Origin of the sequence: Ruegeria sp. HKCCD4884, assembly GCF_013110855.1 — a bacterium.
GTDB lineage: Bacteria > Pseudomonadota > Alphaproteobacteria > Rhodobacterales > Rhodobacteraceae > Ruegeria.
In genome coordinates this window covers 49168-66382 of sequence record NZ_WVRJ01000011.1, presented here as the reverse complement: position 1 = coordinate 66382, position 17215 = coordinate 49168, and the positions used below count along the sequence as shown (strand labels likewise).

21 protein-coding genes are annotated in these 17215 nt (G+C 57.8%); 11 read left to right on the top strand and 10 right to left on the bottom strand.

Annotated features, from left to right (window positions below; all coding sequences use genetic code 11):
* Positions 1–19: 19 nt before the first annotated feature.
* Positions 20–199, top strand: coding sequence for a hypothetical protein (locus tag GS636_RS16185; RefSeq protein WP_171670665.1), 180 nt, complete (start codon positions 20–22; stop codon positions 197–199).
* On the opposite strand, the gene map is transcribed toward GS636_RS16185, so the two are convergent.
* The 4 genes from map to sfsA all read right to left on the bottom strand — a co-directional run bounded on the left by map (position 187) and on the right by sfsA (position 2799).
* Entirely contained in the window at positions 187–999 is an 813-nt protein-coding gene (map, locus tag GS636_RS16180) for a type I methionyl aminopeptidase (RefSeq protein WP_171093205.1), read from the bottom strand. The two genes, GS636_RS16185 and map, sit on opposite strands and share 13 nt — an antisense overlap.
* A 165-nt stretch (positions 1000–1164) precedes the next feature.
* Positions 1165–1515 (bottom strand): hypothetical protein, encoded by a 351-nt coding sequence (locus GS636_RS16175; RefSeq protein ID WP_171184356.1) that lies wholly within the window; start codon positions 1513–1515, stop codon positions 1165–1167.
* A 46-nt stretch (positions 1516–1561) separates the two neighbouring features.
* On the bottom strand, positions 1562–1936 hold the full coding sequence (locus GS636_RS16170) for a hypothetical protein (protein ID WP_171670662.1): 375 nt from the start codon (positions 1934–1936) through the stop codon (positions 1562–1564).
* Between the two features lie 167 nt (positions 1937–2103).
* Entirely contained in the window at positions 2104–2799 is a 696-nt protein-coding gene (gene sfsA / locus GS636_RS16165) for a DNA/RNA nuclease SfsA (protein WP_171670660.1), read from the bottom strand.
* A gap of 50 nt (positions 2800–2849) precedes the next feature.
* Between sfsA and GS636_RS16160 the strand changes: the two genes are divergently transcribed.
* Genes GS636_RS16160 through GS636_RS16145 form a run of 4 tightly spaced genes read left to right on the top strand, consistent with a single transcriptional unit; the run spans position 2850 to position 5766 of the window.
* Complete coding sequence (locus GS636_RS16160) at positions 2850–3572, top strand: molybdopterin-binding protein (RefSeq protein WP_171670657.1); 723 nt, start codon at positions 2850–2852, stop codon at positions 3570–3572.
* On the top strand, positions 3569–4279 hold the full coding sequence (locus GS636_RS16155; protein ID WP_171184348.1) for a GNAT family N-acetyltransferase: 711 nt from the start codon (positions 3569–3571) through the stop codon (positions 4277–4279). Before GS636_RS16160 ends, GS636_RS16155 begins: the two co-directional genes overlap by 4 nt.
* A gap of 15 nt (positions 4280–4294) precedes the next feature.
* On the top strand, positions 4295–4867 hold the full coding sequence (locus GS636_RS16150) for a peroxidase-related enzyme (protein ID WP_171670654.1): 573 nt from the start codon (positions 4295–4297) through the stop codon (positions 4865–4867).
* Entirely contained in the window at positions 4864–5766 is a 903-nt protein-coding gene (locus GS636_RS16145; RefSeq protein ID WP_171670652.1) for an OmpA family protein, read from the top strand. Before GS636_RS16150 ends, GS636_RS16145 begins: the two co-directional genes overlap by 4 nt.
* Positions 5767–5844: 78 nt before the next feature.
* Here GS636_RS16145 and GS636_RS16140 read toward each other — a convergent pair whose 3' ends face one another.
* Positions 5845–6750 carry a LysR family transcriptional regulator gene (locus GS636_RS16140; protein ID WP_171093217.1) on the bottom strand — a complete coding sequence of 302 codons (906 nt, stop codon included), beginning with the start codon at positions 6748–6750 and terminating at the stop codon, positions 5845–5847.
* Positions 6751–6977: 227 nt separating this feature from the next.
* Between GS636_RS16140 and GS636_RS16135 the strand changes: the two genes are divergently transcribed.
* Together GS636_RS16135 and GS636_RS16130 are read left to right on the top strand one after the other, a co-directional pair.
* Positions 6978–7418, top strand: coding sequence for a DUF4399 domain-containing protein (locus GS636_RS16135; RefSeq protein ID WP_171670650.1), 441 nt, complete (start codon positions 6978–6980; stop codon positions 7416–7418).
* A 67-nt stretch (positions 7419–7485) separates the two neighbouring features.
* Positions 7486–8094 carry a LysE family translocator gene (locus GS636_RS16130; RefSeq protein ID WP_171184343.1) on the top strand — a complete coding sequence of 203 codons (609 nt, stop codon included), beginning with the start codon at positions 7486–7488 and terminating at the stop codon, positions 8092–8094.
* A gap of 6 nt (positions 8095–8100) precedes the next feature.
* Here the strand turns inward: GS636_RS16130 and GS636_RS16125 are convergent, their stop codons facing one another.
* Positions 8101–10128, bottom strand: a complete 2028-nt coding sequence (locus GS636_RS16125) for an NADPH-dependent 2,4-dienoyl-CoA reductase (RefSeq protein WP_171670647.1) — start codon at positions 10126–10128, stop codon at positions 8101–8103.
* Positions 10129–10265: 137 nt separating this feature from the next.
* On the opposite strand from GS636_RS16125, the gene GS636_RS16120 reads away from it, so the two are divergent.
* A complete protein-coding gene (locus tag GS636_RS16120; protein ID WP_171184338.1) occupies positions 10266–10760 on the top strand; it encodes an RNA pyrophosphohydrolase in 495 nt (164 codons plus the stop codon).
* 66 nt (positions 10761–10826) lie between these two features.
* Complete coding sequence (locus GS636_RS16115) at positions 10827–11471, top strand: hemolysin III family protein (protein ID WP_171184337.1); 645 nt, start codon at positions 10827–10829, stop codon at positions 11469–11471.
* A gap of 59 nt (positions 11472–11530) precedes the next feature.
* Here the strand turns inward: GS636_RS16115 and GS636_RS16110 are convergent, their stop codons facing one another.
* From GS636_RS16110 to GS636_RS16100, 3 genes are read right to left on the bottom strand one after another with little or no spacing between them, the layout of a single operon-like run.
* Positions 11531–12520, bottom strand: a complete 990-nt coding sequence (locus GS636_RS16110) for an adenosine kinase (RefSeq protein WP_171093229.1) — start codon at positions 12518–12520, stop codon at positions 11531–11533.
* Positions 12517–13161 carry an endonuclease III gene (nth, locus tag GS636_RS16105; RefSeq protein ID WP_171093231.1) on the bottom strand — a complete coding sequence of 215 codons (645 nt, stop codon included), beginning with the start codon at positions 13159–13161 and terminating at the stop codon, positions 12517–12519. The genes GS636_RS16110 and nth overlap by 4 nt, the downstream gene beginning before the upstream one ends.
* Before the next feature lie 57 nt (positions 13162–13218).
* Positions 13219–14106: a serine hydrolase gene (locus tag GS636_RS16100; RefSeq protein ID WP_171670645.1), complete on the bottom strand. Its 888-nt coding sequence runs from the start codon at positions 14104–14106 to the stop codon at positions 13219–13221.
* 139 nt (positions 14107–14245) lie between these two features.
* Between GS636_RS16100 and GS636_RS16095 the strand changes: the two genes are divergently transcribed.
* Positions 14246–15097: a bifunctional helix-turn-helix domain-containing protein/methylated-DNA--[protein]-cysteine S-methyltransferase gene (locus GS636_RS16095; RefSeq protein ID WP_171093235.1), complete on the top strand. Its 852-nt coding sequence runs from the start codon at positions 14246–14248 to the stop codon at positions 15095–15097.
* A 7-nt stretch (positions 15098–15104) separates the two neighbouring features.
* Positions 15105–15710 (top strand): glyoxalase superfamily protein, encoded by a 606-nt coding sequence (locus tag GS636_RS16090; protein WP_371808737.1) that lies wholly within the window; start codon positions 15105–15107, stop codon positions 15708–15710.
* A gap of 59 nt (positions 15711–15769) precedes the next feature.
* Here the strand turns inward: GS636_RS16090 and GS636_RS16085 are convergent, their stop codons facing one another.
* Complete coding sequence (locus tag GS636_RS16085) at positions 15770–17209, bottom strand: aldehyde dehydrogenase family protein (RefSeq protein ID WP_171670643.1); 1440 nt, start codon at positions 17207–17209, stop codon at positions 15770–15772.
* Positions 17210–17215: the final 6 nt, after the last annotated feature.

Below are 17215 nucleotides of genomic sequence, written 5' to 3'. Positions count from 1 at the left end.
TTTGTGCTAACGTGCGATCATGGACCGCGCCCTGACACCCTTTAGTTGGACGTTTTCCCGCGACGCCGAAGCCTCAACCGGGCCCGAGCGCAAGCCGATGCGCGCGCCTGTTTTCATCCAAGACGCGGTGACGCCGTGGGGGGCAGAGACGATGCTGCTGAAAGTGATGCGCGAACAGGCTGCCGATCAGGAGGAATAGGTCGGGTGGAACTTGTCGCCCGGCGAGAGCGTAAAGATCTCGACCCCATCCGCCGTGACACCCACCGAATGCTCGAACTGTGCCGACAGTGACTTGTCGCGTGTTACAGCTGTCCAGTCGTCGGCCAGCGTCTTGGTTTCCGGACGGCCCAGATTGACCATCGGTTCGATGGTAAAGAACATACCCTCTTCCAGAACCGCACCGGTGCCCGGACGGCCATAGTGCAGAACATTGGGCGGCGCATGGAACACGCGACCCAAACCGTGGCCACAAAAATCGCGTACAACGCTCATCCGGTGCGCTTCGACATAAGCCTGAATGGCGTGGCCGATATCACCGAAAGTGTTGCCGGGCTTGACCATCTCGATGCCCTTGAACAGCGCGTCATGGGTCACTTGGATCAGCCGTTCCGCCTTGCGCGGCAGTTTCCCGGCCACGTACATGCGCGAGGTGTCGCCAAACCAGCCATCGACGATAACAGTCACGTCGATGTTCAGGATGTCGCCATCCTTCAGCTTTTTTTCACCCGGAATACCATGGCAAACAACGTGATTGACGCTGATGCAACTGGCGTGCTGATAGCCTTTGTACCCAATCGTGGCCGAGGTTGCGCCTGCGTCTTCAACCATCTGAGTAATCAGCCCGTCAATCGCGCCAGTGGTCTGGCCGGGAAAGACGTGTTCTGCAATATCATCCAGAATGCGTGCCGCCAAAGCCCCTGCCGCGTGCATTCCGGCAAAGTCGCTTTGTTCATATATGCGGATGCCGTCTTTGGTCAGGCGGCCACGATGTTCTTTCATCGACGCTAAGCTCCAAATGTTTCGCGCAGCATTCCTTTTACGCTGCTTGTGCAGAAAGTACCAGAGGGCGCAGGGTCACACTCCTTCAGCGAAGTAGTTCGACGGCTTATCAGTTTCAACAGCCGCTCGTTCATGTCGTCTTTACGACCCTATGTCGCGACAGGCTCAATCCCACGCTATTTTGGGGGGCGGAGTGCCACAAACTTCCAAACGAGCGGACAGTGCTATCAATTTACCCTTGGTCGCGGCTATTTCGCCTTCCAAGTCATCTCCCGACAAACTGGATACGGGAACTCCGATCAACAGCACACCAACAGCGTCACCAGCAACCGCTTGTTTCTGGGCGGAAACCAAGGCGGGTACTCTGGCGACCTCTTGTTGGTAGAGTTGTCGTGCCTTCGCGCAGGAAACGTCGCTATAGACATCCCCTATTGGAACCGGTGCAATCGAACTTGGTTGTTCCGCGCATGCGGTGACGGCGAGAAGGACTGCCAATGTGATTAAATTTTTTGGCATGCTGAACTCCGTGATTTCTGACAAAAGGCGACAGTTTCGCGAAGGCTCAGCAGGTATAGGTGAACTCCCACTGAGGGTCGATGACCAGTCGGGCAGAACGGATGTCACATGTTCTGCCGGTTGACTTCAGGTATTCTGCCGCTGCCGATTGAAAGACCAACTGCGTGGGGTCCATACTGCCAGCCAAGCCGAATGTTGCCCCTTCGGCGGCACCTGCCAATGCCGCATCTCCCAAGCTGGGCGTCAGCATAATCAAGCCGCTTTCAGGCTTGTCGAAGACGCGCCAGGTTCTGCCATAGGCTTCGAAGTTTATTGGGTCGACGTCGCCATATGTCTTCATCGCGTAACTCATGCCCGAGCAAGAGGCCGTGTATAGGAGTGCGGCGCACAGAACGGTCATACCAATAGCTTTGTATCGCATGACAAATCTCCCCCCGAAATTGTCGTGCTGAGTAGCAAAGCTTTTTGTGCGCTAATTAACCTTGATATGAATCAACAAATACCGTTTTAAGAATATATTTAGTCAGCTTTAGGTTTAACCCGAGACGCCAGGCTTTCTTGTTTCTCGAGGATGCTGCTCAATGGGCTCTAGATCTGTTTGGGTAAGACTGCGACACCCAAAGGTGAAATCTCTGTCCCATACACCAACCGTTCCACCCCCTTCGCCTGCGCTGCTTCAAACGCCGCCGCATAGGCCGGGTCAATATCAGCCGCCAGTGCAAACTGGTCGCAATCGGTGCGTTGTACCAGATACAGCATGATCGCGCGGTGTCCTTGCGCGGCCATTGCTGCCAGCTCGCCCAGATGCTTTGTACCGCGCGCCGTGACGCTGTCGGGGAACTCGGCCAGGCCGGGCTGGCGCGAGAGGGTCACGCTTTTGACCTCGACATAGGCGTGGGGCAGGCCCGGCCCGGTCAGTAGGAAATCGATGCGGCTGTTTTCGCCGTATTTCACCTCGGGCCGGACGGTGTCATAGGCGGCCAGTTCTGCGATCTCACCAGCTTCAAGCGCTGCCCTTAAGGCGCGATTGGGAACCGAGGTGTCAACGCCAGTGAAATGCCCGTTTTCGTGATCCACCAGTCGCCAGCCGTATTTCAACTTTTTCTTCGGGTCGTCATTGGGTTCCAGCCAGATTTTCTCGCCCGGTTCGGCAAGCCCCATCATCGATCCCGGATTGGCGCAATGGGCTGTAACCTCATGCCCGTCTTCCAGCGTGCAATCAGCCAGAAAGCGTTTGTAGCGACGGATCAGGCGGGCGGGGACAAGAGGGGTTTCAAAACGCATGGTTCAGGGCCTATACCTGCCCCTGAGAACGATCAAGAGGGGAGAGCGCCATGGCCAATCCAACCGCAGCGATGCTGGTGATCGGGGATGAAATCCTGTCCGGCCGCACCCGTGATGCGAATATGCATTTTCTGGCGCAGGAGCTGACGAAACATGGCATCGACCTGAAAGAAGTGCGCATTGTCAGCGATGACGCCCCTGCCATCGAAGGGGCGGTTAAGGCATTGTCTGATGCCTATGACACCGTCTTTACCAGTGGCGGCATTGGTCCGACCCATGATGATATAACCGCCGATTGCATCGCGCGGACCTTCAATACGCCGATTGATATCAGGGATGACGCGCGGGCATTGTTGCAGGCGCATTACGACAAATCGGGGTTGGAACTGAACGCCGCCCGACTGCGCATGGCCCGCATTCCCGATGGTGCGGCGCTGATCGACAATCCGGTCTCGACTGCACCGGGCTTTACTCTTGTGAACGTGCATGTGATGGCCGGTGTGCCTTCGGTGTTTCAGGCGATGGTGGCCAGTGTTCTGCCAACGTTAACCGGAGGCAGCCCCTTGCTGTCGCAAACTCTGCGCGTGGATCGGGGCGAGGGCGATATTGCCACAAACCTGTCCGCCTTGGCCGAAGAGTTCAGCGACCTGTCCATCGGCTGTTATCCGTTCCAGATCAACGGAGCCTTCGGTGCCAACGTCGTGATACGAGGCACTGACGGAGGGCGGATTGATGCGGCGATGACCCGTCTGGCGAAAGAGTTGGAGCTTTGAGCCTGAACTGGGCCGATATCGTCGACGGCACATGGCCTGCCGCAGGCTACAAGGCGCTTGGCCCGTTCCAACTGCGCGAAGGGCGGGGTGGTGGGTCACGTGTGTCTGCGGCCAATGCGTTGGGTCCTGCAACAGACGCGGATATTGACGCCGCCGAGGCCGCAATGCTGGCCATGGGGCAGAAACGCATTTTCTGTCTACGTCCGGGTGATGAGGCGCTGGATACAAAACTGGCTGATCGGGGGTACAGCGTTCTGGACCCGGTCAACATCTATGCCTGTCCGGTCGACCTGCTGACAGATCAACCGATCCCTCCGATCATGGTCTTCTCGGTCTGGGAGCCGCTTGAGATTATGCGCGAAATCTGGTCTTCGGCTGGGATCGGCGCAGAACGGCAAGCGGTCATGGCGCGCGCGAAAGGTCCCAAGACCAGCCTGTTGCTGCGCCACAACGATAAACCCAGCGGCGTGGCATTTGTCGCGATGCACGGGGATGTTGCGATGGTCCACGCGCTTGAAATTCTGCCCGATCATCGCCGCCAAGGTCTGGGCCACTGGACCATGCGCGCGGCGGCAATCTGGGCGCGGGATAATGGCGCGCAGACCCTCAGCGTGATCTGCACCAAAGCCAATGCAGGTGCCAATGGCCTTTATCGCGCGCTCGGGATGGAGCTTGCAGGCGAATACCATTACCGTCACCTTGAGTGAACTGAAGAGGCTGCCGTGACACAGAAAGACATTCCCACCGCGCTGAACCTGCCCATGGTCGATCCGCTGCCGCCGGAAACGCAGAAATACTTTGATATCTGTGTCGAAAAGCTGGGAATGGTGCCGAACGTATTGAAAGCCAACGCATTCGACATCGACAAGCTGAACGCCTTCACAGCGATGTACAATGACCTGATGCTGGCCGACAGCGGCTTGTCCAAGCTGGAGCGCGAGATGATAGCGGTGGTGGTATCGTCGATCAACAAGTGCTTCTACTGTCTGGTCGCACATGGCGCGGCGGTGCGTCAGCTGTCGGGTAATCCGCAACTGGGTGAGATGCTGGTGATGAATTACCGCGTTGCGCCGCTGGATCCACGTCAGCGTGCGATGCTGGATTTTGCTGCCAAGATGACTACCTCCAGCGCCGAGATCGAAGAACCCGACCGGCAGAAGCTGCGCGATGTTGGGTTCACCGACCGGGACATCTGGGACATTGCCAATGTTACCGGTTTCTTCAACATGTCCAACCGGGTGGCCAGCGCGACAGCAATGGTACCCAACGAAGAATATCACGCACAGTTTCGATGATCCGTACGGCTGTCCTTTTATCAATGCTACTGACGGGGCCGGTTCTGGCGCAGGACCTGACCCTGCCCACCAGTGCGCGCCAGATCAGTGACCGAACCTCGCCGTTGGACAGTTATGACCTGCCGACGGGGCCTTATGAGAACGGGGCAGTGCCTTCTGACACAATCGAAGGTCGGGTTGAGCGGTTCACGTGGCGGTTACAGGCAGGTTCCAGCACGACACTGCAATTATTGTCCCCGCTGCGCGACCAGATCGAGGCGCAAGGCTACAAGATCCTGTTTGAGTGTGAGGCGCAAGCTTGCGGCGGCTTCGATTTCCGTTTCGGGACGGAAGTTGTGCCAACACCAGATATGTATGTCGCCATTCAGGATTATCGTTTCCTTTCAGCGACCAAGGGGTCCGTTGCGCTTAGCCTGTTGGTCAGTCGCAACCCGCCGGATGGCTACGTACAGTTGATCCGCGTAACGCCGCAGGATGCGCCTGACCCTGATCCGGTTGTGATCGAACAGGCCGTCGAAGGCTCGGGCGGATTGCTGGAGGCTCTGACAAGAGCAGGGCATGTGATCCTGGATGATTTGCATTTTCCAACCGGCGAGGTGGCATTGGGTGAAGGGCCGTTCGCCTCGCTGACTCTGGTCGCCGGTTACCTGTCTGACAACCCCGATACGCGACTTGCGTTAGTAGGGCATACCGATGACACTGGCGCGCTGTCGGCCAATATCTCTGTCAGCAAAAGCCGGGCCGAGGCCGTACGCACCCGATTGATCGAGGCGCATGGCGTGGCCCCCGAGCGGATCGAGGCGCAGGGCGTGGGCTATCTGGCTCCGATAACGTCCAACGCGACGCCCGAGGGGCGCGACCTGAACCGCCGGGTCGAAGCGGTTTTGCTGGTCAACTGAACAGGTACGGTCAAGCCTAAAGGCAAAAAAAGACCCGCACTTTGACATGCGGGTCATAAGGTTGGTCTTCAGGGAGAATTACCAGTCCATCGGGCCTTTGTCGTGGTAGGAATTGACCAGGAAGTCGATGAAGGCCCGAACTTTGGGTTGTGTGAAGCGGCCAGGCGGGTAGACGGCATAGATGCCCTGGACCTCGTCCGGCAGAGATGGCATGGCGTCGACCACCTGTCCTGATTTTAACGCTTCGGCATAAAGATAGCTGGGAAGGTAAGCGATCCCCAGCCCCGAGATGGCCGCGTTCAGCAGCGATTGCCCGTCATTCACGCTCAACCAGCCCGCGGTACGCACCTGGCGTTTTTCACCCGATGGCGCGGTCAGTTTCCAGACGTTGCCCGAGGATTGGCTGGAATAGTGCAGCAGCTTGTGTTCGTTCAGATCATCGATCTTCTGCGGGCGTCCGAAGCGTTCAATATAGCTGGGTGCAACCACCATGCGTTTCACGGTTTCAGTTAGCTTACGGGCGCGCAGCGTGCTGTCTTCCAGCTCGCCGATGCGGACGGCCACGTCAAATCCTTCGGAAATCAGTTCGACATAACGGTTGTTCAGAACCATGTTCACTGTGATGTCGGGATAGGCGGCCAGGAACTCGGACAGAACGGGGGACAGGTGATTCACGCCGAAGTCGGTGGCAACGCTGATGCGCAGCAGGCCCGATGGGGCCGATTGCATCGATGTAACCAGCGAATCTGCTTCGCCCGCGTCATTCAGAACACGCCGCGCGCGGTCATAGTAGGCAAGGCCGATTTCCGTCGGCGACACCCGGCGTGTGGTGCGGTTCAGCAACCGGGCCCCCAGACGCGCTTCGAGGCTCGAGACATGTTTGGACACGGCGGATTTGGAGATGCCCATCTTTTTGGCCGCATCGGTGAAGCCACCTTGATCCACCACATTGGCGAAGGCTTCCATTTCAGTCAGTCGGTCCATACTCGTTCCCCAGATCTTGATTTCCTCTCTGACTATGGCGCTGAATCTGGGCGGAAACGCGGCAGACATGGGATAATATCAGGGATTTGAATCGGATCGTTTGCGTATGGGAAACGCAGAAACAGTGGTTTCCAAATGCGCCTGTGCCCCTGTCTGGCTGTGTTTTTTGGCGCAGCGACCTAATGTGTTACCTTGAGGATGGCATTTTTGTGACAAGGGAGGAGACCATGAAGACCGTTTTCACCATCGCTGCCTTTTGCCTTTTTGCGGGCTTTGCACACGCCGGGGGTGAAACGCCTTCGAACCCCGACGCGAAGGTTTATTTCGTTAATCTATCTGACGGTGACACAGTGCAATCACCGGTCACGGTTGTCTTCGGTCTCAGCGGAATGGGCGTCGCCCCGGCCGGGACCGAGAAGGAAAATACCGGCCACCACCACCTGTTGCTCAACCGCCCCCCGATTGGTGAGGGCGAGGATGGAGTGGATGAGCTGGCTTATGGCCTTCCTGCCGATGACAACCATATGCATTTTGGCGGCGGCCAGACCGAGGTGACACTGGACCTGCCCGCAGGTCAGCACACGCTGCAACTGGTATTGGGAGACGCGGGCCATGTGCCACATAATCCACCGATTGTGTCCGAGGTGATTACGATTACCGTTGAGTAGGTAGCTGCACGCCTGTTTACTTTCGGTTTGATGTGGGGAACTCTCCGGCAAGTGGTCGGAGGGTTCAATGTCGCTTGAGTTTTTCATTACATCTTTGATCGTCGTGCTGTTGCCGGGCACCGGCGTCATCTACACGCTGGCCATTGGGCTTGGCCGAGGATTTCGCGCCAGCATTGCGGCGGCAGCAGGCTGCACGCTTGGAATCGTACCCGCCGCTGTGGCCAGCATTATCGGCTTGGCCGCTCTGCTGCATACAAGTGCGCTGGCCTTTCAGGTTCTCAAATACCTTGGGGTGCTCTACCTGTTCTATATGGCGTGGGGGATTGTCCGCGAGGGCGGTGCGATGGAGGTCAGCGCGAATAAATCAGCCAAAGGGTACCTTAGAATTGCGGCGACCGGCACGCTGATCAACGTGTTGAACCCCAAACTATCGTTGTTCTTCCTCGCGTTCCTGCCGCAATTTTTGCCCGCCGGCACAAACCATGCAGGGCTGGCTTTGGTGCAACTCGCGCTTGCCTTCATGGCGATGACCTTTGTTGTCTTCATCGCCTACGGGGCCTGCGCGGCCTTGGCGCGGGACTACATAATCCACCGCCCGTCAGTGATGGCCTGGATCAAACGGTGTTTTGCAACGGCCTTTGGCGCGCTGGGGGTGAAACTTGCGCTGTCCGACTGACCGAGCTTAAAGCTCGGCCGCCAATCGTGTTCCCTGATTGATCGCCCGTTTGGCGTCCAGTTCGGCCGCTACATCCGCACCGCCGATTACGTGGGGGGTAACGCCGCGTTCGATCAGCGCGTCCGCCAGCGACCGGTCTGAAACCTGCCCGGCACACAGAACGATTGTGTCCGCCGAGATCGCGGTCGGGTCAGCACGGTCTTCGCCAAAGCTGACATGCAGGCCGTCATCGTCGATGCGCTCATAGTTCACACCGCCCACGAAGTTGACGTTTTTCATCTTCAACGCTGCACGGTGAATCCAGCCAGTTGTTTTACCCAATCCCTTGCCGTGTGCCTGTTTCTTGCGCTGTAGCAATGTGACCTGACGCGCAGGCGCGCTGGGTTGAGGCCCTTCTGGCGCAAGGCCCGAGCGGTGCTCGGCCGGGTCTGTTACGCCCCATTCCTTCATCCAAAGCGGCAAGTCGGTGGTTGCGCTGTGCCCGTCCTCCAAAAGAAATTCGGAGACGTCAAAACCTATACCGCCTGCGCCGATTACGGCGACGGATTCGCCGACTTCGGCCTTGCCACGCAGCACGTCGATATAGCTGAGGACATTTTCTCGATCCTGCCCCGGAATCTGCGGATCGCGCGGGGTGACGCCGGTTGCGATGATCACCTCGTCAAAGCCGGTCAGATCGTCGGCGCTGACCTCACGGTTCAATTCCACCTTTACGCCCAGATCGGCCATCATGGTGCGATACCAATCGACCAGCCCCCAAAACTCTTCCTTGCCCGGAACCTGTTTGGCCATGTTCAACTGCCCACCAATCTCTGCGGCGCGGTCAAACAAAGTCACGTTGTGGCCGCGCTGGGCAGCGGTCATCGCGGTGGACAAACCGGCTGGGCCCGCACCGACAATGGCAACGTTTTTCTGCGTCGAAGCAGGCTCAATCACCAGTTCAGTCTCATGACAGGCACGGGGATTGACCAAACAAGACGTCAGCTTGCCGCTGAATGTATGATCCAGACAGGCTTGATTGCACGCAATGCAGGGTGCGATTTGCGCAGATTGCCCCGCAACGGCTTTGTTGACGAAATCGGCGTCTGCCAGCATCGGGCGGGCCATCGACACCATATCGGCACAGCCGGAGGCCAAAACCTCTTCGGCGACCTCGGGCGTGTTGATCCGGTTCGAGGTGATTACAGGTATCGAAACCTTGCCCATCAGCTTTTTCGTCACCCAGGCGAAAGCAGCACGCGGCACACTGGTGGCGATGGTCGGAATCCGCGCCTCGTGCCAGCCAATGCCGGTGTTGATGATGGTGGCACCGGCCTTTTCAACCTCTTGCGCCAGTTGCACCACTTCTTCATGGGTCGAGCCGTTGGGGACCAGATCAATCATCGACAGGCGGTAGATGATGATGAAATCGCGGCCAACGGCCTCACGCGTGCGGCGCACGACCTCGATAGGCAAGCGCATTCTGTTTTCGTAGGTCCCGCCCCAGCGGTCTGTGCGTTTGTTGGTATGGGTCACAAGGAACTGGTTCAGGAAATACCCTTCAGACCCCATGATCTCGACCCCGTCATAGCCCGCCTGTTGGGCCAGAACGGCGGCGTTCACGATGTCGCTGATCTGTTTTTCGATGCCGTCTTCATCCAGCTCATTTGGCGGAAAGGGTGAGATAGGGGATTTCACCGGACTGGGGGCCACGCATTTCGGGCCATAAGCATAGCGGCCTGCGTGCAGGATCTGCATCGCGATCTTGCCGCCTGCTTCGTGCACCCGCTGGGTGACGATGGAATGGTTCGCCACCTCTTTTTCATTGGTCATCATCGACGCGCCGGGCAGAACCGAGCCCTCAAGATTTGGACCAATGCCACCTGTCACCATAAGCGCCACGCCGCCGCGCGCCCGGTCCGCATAGAATTCAGCCACCCGGTTCCAGTCACCGGTTTCCTCAAGCCCCGTATGCATCGAACCCATCAGCACGCGGTTCTTCAAGGTGGTAAAGCCCAGATCCAGCGGGGCCAGCATGTTTGGGTACGCAGTCATGGCGAAACTCTCCCTCCCGAATATGCGAGTTAGATTGACCTTCGCGTCATCTTTGTCACGCGAAACCCCACGTCACCCTCTTTGCTGTTGCCCCTGTGGTTGTTAGAGATTGGCGGAACAATCCGATGAGGCCCCGTATGACCCCCGAAGATATCGCCAAGCTGCCCTACCGTCCTTGTGTGGGGCTAATGCTGATAAATGCGGACGGCAGGATTTTTGTGGGTCAGCGCAATGATCGCCACAAAGACGCCTGGCAGATGCCGCAGGGCGGCGTGGACAAGGGCGAAGACCCGCGCGATGCGGCCCTGCGCGAGTTGTGGGAGGAAACCGGGGTAACCTCGGACCTGGTGGAGATCGTGGCCGAAACCGACGGTTGGCTGCCCTACGATCTGCCGCAGGACATCGTGCCCAGGATCTGGAAAGGGCGCTATCGCGGGCAAGAGCAGAAATGGTTCCTACTGCGCTTTGTCGGTAAGGATGATCAGATCAACATCGAAACCGACCACCCAGAGTTTTCACAATGGAAATGGCAAGCGCCTGATCGGTTGATCGACGAGATCGTACCGTTCAAACGGGACGTGTACGAGCAAGTGCTGGCGGCTTTTGAAGACCACCTCGGCTCGTATAAGTGACGCTTGGGAAAGTTGGACATCCTTTTGGCGGGACTTTAGCGCAGAGCTGTTTTTAACTGGCCAGTCATGATGAAAACCACCTATCCCAGCCCCGCGCGTGCGCATCGTACCGCCGACATGATTGTCCATGTGATCGGTTTGTCCCTGATCCTGACGGCTGGCAGCCTGCTGATCGTGAACGCCTATCAACGTCTGGATGTTGCGCTGCTTCTTGCGGTCATAGTTTATGTTCTCAGTGCACTTGCGTCGAACCTTGCGTCCTGCGCCTATCATTTTGCGCCTTGGCATGATCGCCGCAAGCTGTTGCGCCGTATCGACCACGCCGCGATTTATCCCAGTATCTGCGGGACGTTCACACCATTCTTCGTTCAGGCGGGCACGGCATGGACCATGACCTTGCTTTGGGTGTGCTGGGGGCTGACCATCGCAGCCGTCTGGAACAAGATCGCGAATGAGACGGTTAAGTCGCGATGGTCGACGGCGTCATACCTTGGTTTGGGTGGTATCGGTTTAGGCGCAATCCCAGACATGACCACCGTTCCCGCAGCCACCCTTTGGTGCATTGCGGGCGGTGCAGTCAGCTATGTCGTTGGAACGATGTTTTACGCCCAAAAGACACTGCCGTTTCGTTATGCGATTTGGCACGTCTGGGTGAACCTGGGTGGGGTTCTGATGTTCGTCGGAATCTGGCTGGCGCTGTTTTCTAACTAAAGGGTAGGGTTGGGGCGCTGACGCCCCAATCCATTTTGTGAAAAGGACCCGATCCGAGGTCAGAGCAACCCTTCGGCGCGCAGCAATTCCTGCATGTTTGCCTCGGGGCGCGGACCGATATGGCTGATGACTTCGCGGGCACAGACATTGCCGATCTTTGCGCAAGTCTCATAATCCCGACCTGTGGCCATGCCAAACAGGAAGCCTGCAGCGAACTGATCACCCGCACCTGTTGCGTCCACGGGCACAATCTTTTCAACCGGCACGTCAATGCGGCTGTCACTATTTAGAACTGTCACACCGTCGCCTGACCGGGTGCAGACAACCAACGGACAGATGGCGGCGGTTTTGGCCAGCGCTTCCTCCAGATCGTCGGTTTCGAACAGCGACTTGATCTCGGCCTCATTGCCGATCACGAAATCCAGTTCGTTTTCGATCAGCAACAGGAAATCGACGCGGTGACGTTCCACGCAGAACGGGTCGGAAATGGCAATACCGGCCTTTCCGCCGCCCTTGTGACAGGCGCGCGCGGCTTCAAGAAACGCGGCTTTGCCCTTTTCCTTGTCGAACAGATAGCCTTCGAGGAACATGATCTGGCTGTTTCCTGCAACGTCATCCGAGACGTCCTGCGAGGACAGCTCGGATGAAATCCCCAGATAGGTGTTCATCGACCGCTCACCATCGGGCGAAACAAAGATCATCGAACGCGAGGTCGGCAGCTCTCCGCCCGGAACCGGCGGGTTCACGAAGTCAACGCCGTCTTCGTTCATCGCATCCGCATAGAACCGCCCCAGCGCGTCGTCGTGCACGCGCCCGATAAAGGCAGCGTCCAGTCCAAGGGCACCGGCCCCCGCGATGGTGTTGGCGACCGAACCGCCAGGCGTCTGCACGCGGCCTTCCATCGAGGCATAGAGAACTTCACCGCGCTCCTGCTCGATCAGCTGCATGATGCCTTTCTCGATGCCCATCAGTTCCAGGAAACTGTCGTCGGCCTGGGAAATCACGTCTACGACGGCATTTCCGATGCCGGTCAGTTGGTAAGTTTTCATTGGGTTTTGTCCTCGAATCGACAGAGATCACGGATGATGCAGGTCGGGCATTGCGGCTTGCGTGCCTTGCAATGGTACCGGCCATGCAGGATCAGCCAGTGATGTGCATGAAGCTGGAAATCAGCAGGTATGTTGTCTTCTATGGCGCGCTCGACCGCGTCCACGTCCTTACCGGGGCAAATGCCGGTTCGGTTGCCGACGCGAAAGATATGCGTATCAACCGCCTGAGCAGGTTGCCGCCACCACATGTTCAGAACCACGTTGGCCGTCTTGCGCCCGACACCCGGCAGCGATTGCAACGCAGCACGGGAATTGGGAACCTCGCCGCCGTAATCTTCGACCAGAATCCGGCTAAGCTTGATGACGTTTTTCGCTTTCTGACGGAACAGGCCGATGGTCTTGATATGTTCGATCAGACCCTCTTCGCCCAGGTCCAGCATCTTTTGTGGTGTGTCGGCGATCTTGAACAATTCGCGCGTGGCTTTGTTGACGCCCGCATCGGTCGCCTGCGCCGACAGCGCGACGGCCACGACCAGGGTATAGACGTTCACATGCTCAAGCTCGCCCTTGGGTTCGGGGTCGGCCTCCTGAAAGCGCGTAAAGATCTCGCGGATCGTATGATAGTCGAGTTGTTTTGCCATCCGGGCCTTAATGCCGTGGGATTGTGCGGGCTGCAATTGAAAACACGCTTTATGTAGTCATGCGCGAAGCTCGTTTAGCTTGGTTGCAAGCTTTACAGCTTCAAACTCTGCAGGGGTCTCGTCACCCATTGGGCAAAAGCTGGCCACCAAAAGCCCGGAAGGGGTGTCTGGAAACTGCGCGATCAAATTTGCCGAAAACGGGCCGCATCCAGTGTGCCCGATAACGCGGCCCACGGGTTGGGCCGCACCGATCATCAGACCAAGCCCATAGCCGGTTTCGCTCCAAACCCGTCCCGGAATAGCCGGGCCTTGCATGGAACGGCTGAGCAACTGGTCTTTACTTGCAGCAGATAACAGATCGCCGTTCAGGACGGCGCGTAACAGGCGCAAGGCGTCGGTTGCAGTGCCCATAAGGCAGCCGTGGTAGACCCAGTCCGGGTGATAACCATGCGCGTTCCAATACAGTTGTTCGAAATCATCCCGTGTCCGAGCAACACGCGCGGTCAGACCCAGCGGCTGGCAAATACGAGCCTGCATGATTTCGGCCAGACTGGCGTTGTGCACCTCTTCCAGAAATTGGCGCAAGAGCAGATAGCCCACATTTGAATATACCCAGTTCGTTCCGGGCGGGTAGGCGAGGTTGCGAAAATCTGCTTCTGCCAACAACTGCTCGACAGACCAGGGATCTGCACCTTGCGCGACGGCATCTCCATAGCCCGGTAGCGCCCCATAATCTCTCAGCCCGGCGCGGTGCTGCATCAATTGGCGCAGCGAAAACGGATGCTCTCGGAACGGTGCATCAAGATCGCATTGCTGGCGTTCCCACGCCTGCATGACAAGAACTGCGATTGCAGTTTTGGTGAAGCTCCACCAGGGAAACAGGGGTTCACCGCACTCGTCCAGAAGAACGCGGCCTGTTTGGTCCATGGCGGCGGAGAGGGTCATGTTCGGCCCGGAATTGATTGGATGTGGTTCGACCCTAAGTCAGATCAATTCTCAAAGAAATACGGTTGCGCAAGTTTCGGGTCGCTCACCAATAGGCAGACGACGTATAGTCTGGGAAATAGTGCAAGAGGTAAGCGACATGAATGTCCAGACCCCGGAAAGCGGATACCACTACAACGTCATGCGCCGCGCAATCGACCTGATCGATCAGGGTGGCGAGGGCCTGAGCCTCGATGAGCTGGCCCGTCAGATGGATATGAGCCCCGCCCATTTTCAACGCTTGTTCTCGCGCTGGACCGGGGTATCGCCGAAACGGTATCAACAATACCTCACGCTGGGCCACGCAAAGGCCCTGCTGCGCGAGCGGTTCACCACATTGGAAACCGCGCATAACGTTGGCCTGTCCGGCAGCGGCCGCCTGCACGATCTGTTCCTGAAGTGGGAATCCATGAGCCCCGGCGAATACGCTCGGAAAGGCGCAGGATTGACGATCTATTGGGGCTGGTTCGAATGCCCCTTTGGCCCTGCGCTGGTCATGGGCACAGACAAGGGCATCTGCGGCATGGCATTCGGGGCAGAGACCGGGGAAGAGGCCGCGATGGAAGACATGATCTCGCGCTGGCCCAAAGCGGATTTCGTTGAGGATCCGATGCGTTTGCGTCCTTGGGTGCTGAGTGCCTTTGGGGCTGCCAGCGACCGGTTGGAACCAACGCCGCTTTACCTGATCGGATCGCCTTTGCAGATCAAAGTGTGGGAAGCGTTGATGCATATCCCTTCTGGGCAGGTCACAACCTATTCCGAGATCGCGCAGCGCGTAGGCTCACCACAAGCTGTTCGCGCCGTGGGAACGGCAGTTGGGCGCAATCCGGTCAGTTGGTTGATCCCTTGTCACCGCGCGCTGCGTAAATCAGGTGGGTTAGGTGGTTATCACTGGGGTCTGCCGGTGAAGCGCGCCATGCTGGCCTATGAAGCAGCGCAGGCAGACGCCTGATTGACAGATGACCCGACCGCTGCCAAAAGGCACCGCAGGTTCGGGTCCCCTGCCGTTCGCGGCCTTTGGCTTTGGTGAAACCCGATTTGAAAGACATCTGTTGCCCTTTTTCCGGCGCGCGGATGGTAATGCGAACCCCGTCCAGACTTCGCGCCCGTTCAAAGACACGAGGCACATGATGACACGACTCCAAACCGTTGCTCCGGTTGAAGAGCTGAAAGAGCAGGCAAAACGCCTGCGGGAAAAACTGAAAGCGACGGGCGTATCCCTGTCGCATAGCGCCACACTGGAACTGCTGGCCCATCAGCACGGCGTACGAGACTGGAACACATTGCATGCAATGGCCGGAAATCGGATGCACCTGCGTGTAGGTGACCGGGTTGAGGGACGATACCTGGGTCAGGCATACACGGGGGAAATTCGCGGCATAACTATGCTGGGCGATGGCGCGCGCCGTCGTGTTACCCTGCATTTCGATACGCCCGTCGATGTGGTGCGGTTCGATAGCTTTTCCGCCTATCGACAGCGCGTCACCGGAGAGATTGGCTGGGATGGTCAATCCCTACGGCACACATCTGACAGAGAGCCTCAGCTTGTGGTGCGGCCTGTTTGAAACACTAAGGGCGGGGCACCTATATTGCCCCGCCCAAATTGATTGACTCATTGGACAACTTATTCAGCCGCCCATCCGCCGACCGCTTTGATTTCAAGGAAGTCTTCCAAACCGAAAACACCACCTTCACGCCCGTTGCCGGATTGCTTCATGCCCCCGAACGGAGAGCCCGCGCTGCGTGATTGGCCGTTCATCTCGACCATGCCCGACCGCAAGACACGTGCCATACGATTGGCCCGCGCGCCGTCTTGCGTCTGAACATAGTTGGTCAGGCCATAGGGTGTATCGTTGGCGATCTCGATGGCTTCTTCTTCGGTGTCGAAGGGGATCATGGTCAGAACAGGACCAAAGATCTCTTCGCGTGCGATGGTCATCTGATTGTTGGCGTCGGCAAAGACTGTAGGGCGGACATAATAGCCTTTGTTTAACCCCTCTGGCCGTCCGGTGCCACCAGCGACCAAACGTGCACCTTCGTCGATGCCTTTCTGAATCAGGTCCTGAATCTTGGTCCACTGGACCTCATTCACCACCGGGCCAATGTGGCGGCCTTCTTCGATGGCAGGGCCGACCTTGACCATGTTGGCCACTTCAGTCGCCGTTTCCACCGCCTTGTCGTAAATCGGGCGCTGCACCAGCATCCGGCTGGGTGCATTACAGCTTTGGCCGGTGTTTTGCATCATGTGCAGCACACCGCGCTTGACGGCCTTATCATCTGCATCCTCAAAGATCACATTCGCGCCTTTTCCGCCCAATTCCAGATGCACTTTCTTGAGTGTCTCTGCAGCGTTCTTCGAAATCGCGGTACCAGCGCGGGTCGAGCCGGTAAAGCTGACCATATCCACATCTGGATGGCTGGAAAGTTGCGAGCCAACGCCCACCCCGTCACCGTTAACCAGATTGAACACGCCGGGCGGAAAGCCTGCCTCATCCATCATCTCGGCAAAGATCATCGCGTTCAGCGGGCTTTGTTCTGATGGTTTCAGCACCATGGTACAGCCCGCAATTGCCGCCGCACCGACCTTGAGCGTGATCTGATTCATCGGCCAGTTCCACGGCGTGATCAACGCGGCAACACCAACCGCTTCATAGATGATGCGATCATTGGGGGCGTGGTCGCCCAACGGGTGTTCGAACTCAAACGCATTGGCGGCGCGGATGAAGTTTTTCAGGTGGTAGATACCCGCCCCGGCCTGCGCCGAACGGGCCAGATCAATCGGTGCACCCATCTCAAGTGACATGGCTTGCGCCAGATCCTCGGAACGCGTCGCGTAAAGTTCGATTAGTCTTTCCACCAGCGCAATGCGGGTTTCCACCGGAGTCGCCATCCAACCGGGCAGCGCGGCTTTGGCCGCTGCAACAGCCGCATTTGTGTCGGCTTCATCACCCAGTGAAATCACGGCACAGGGTTCCTCGGTCGAAGGGTCGATCACTTGAAAATCATTGGGCGACGAAGGAGAGACCCACTTACCGTTGATGTAAAAATCCCGCTTTTCGATCATCGTGAA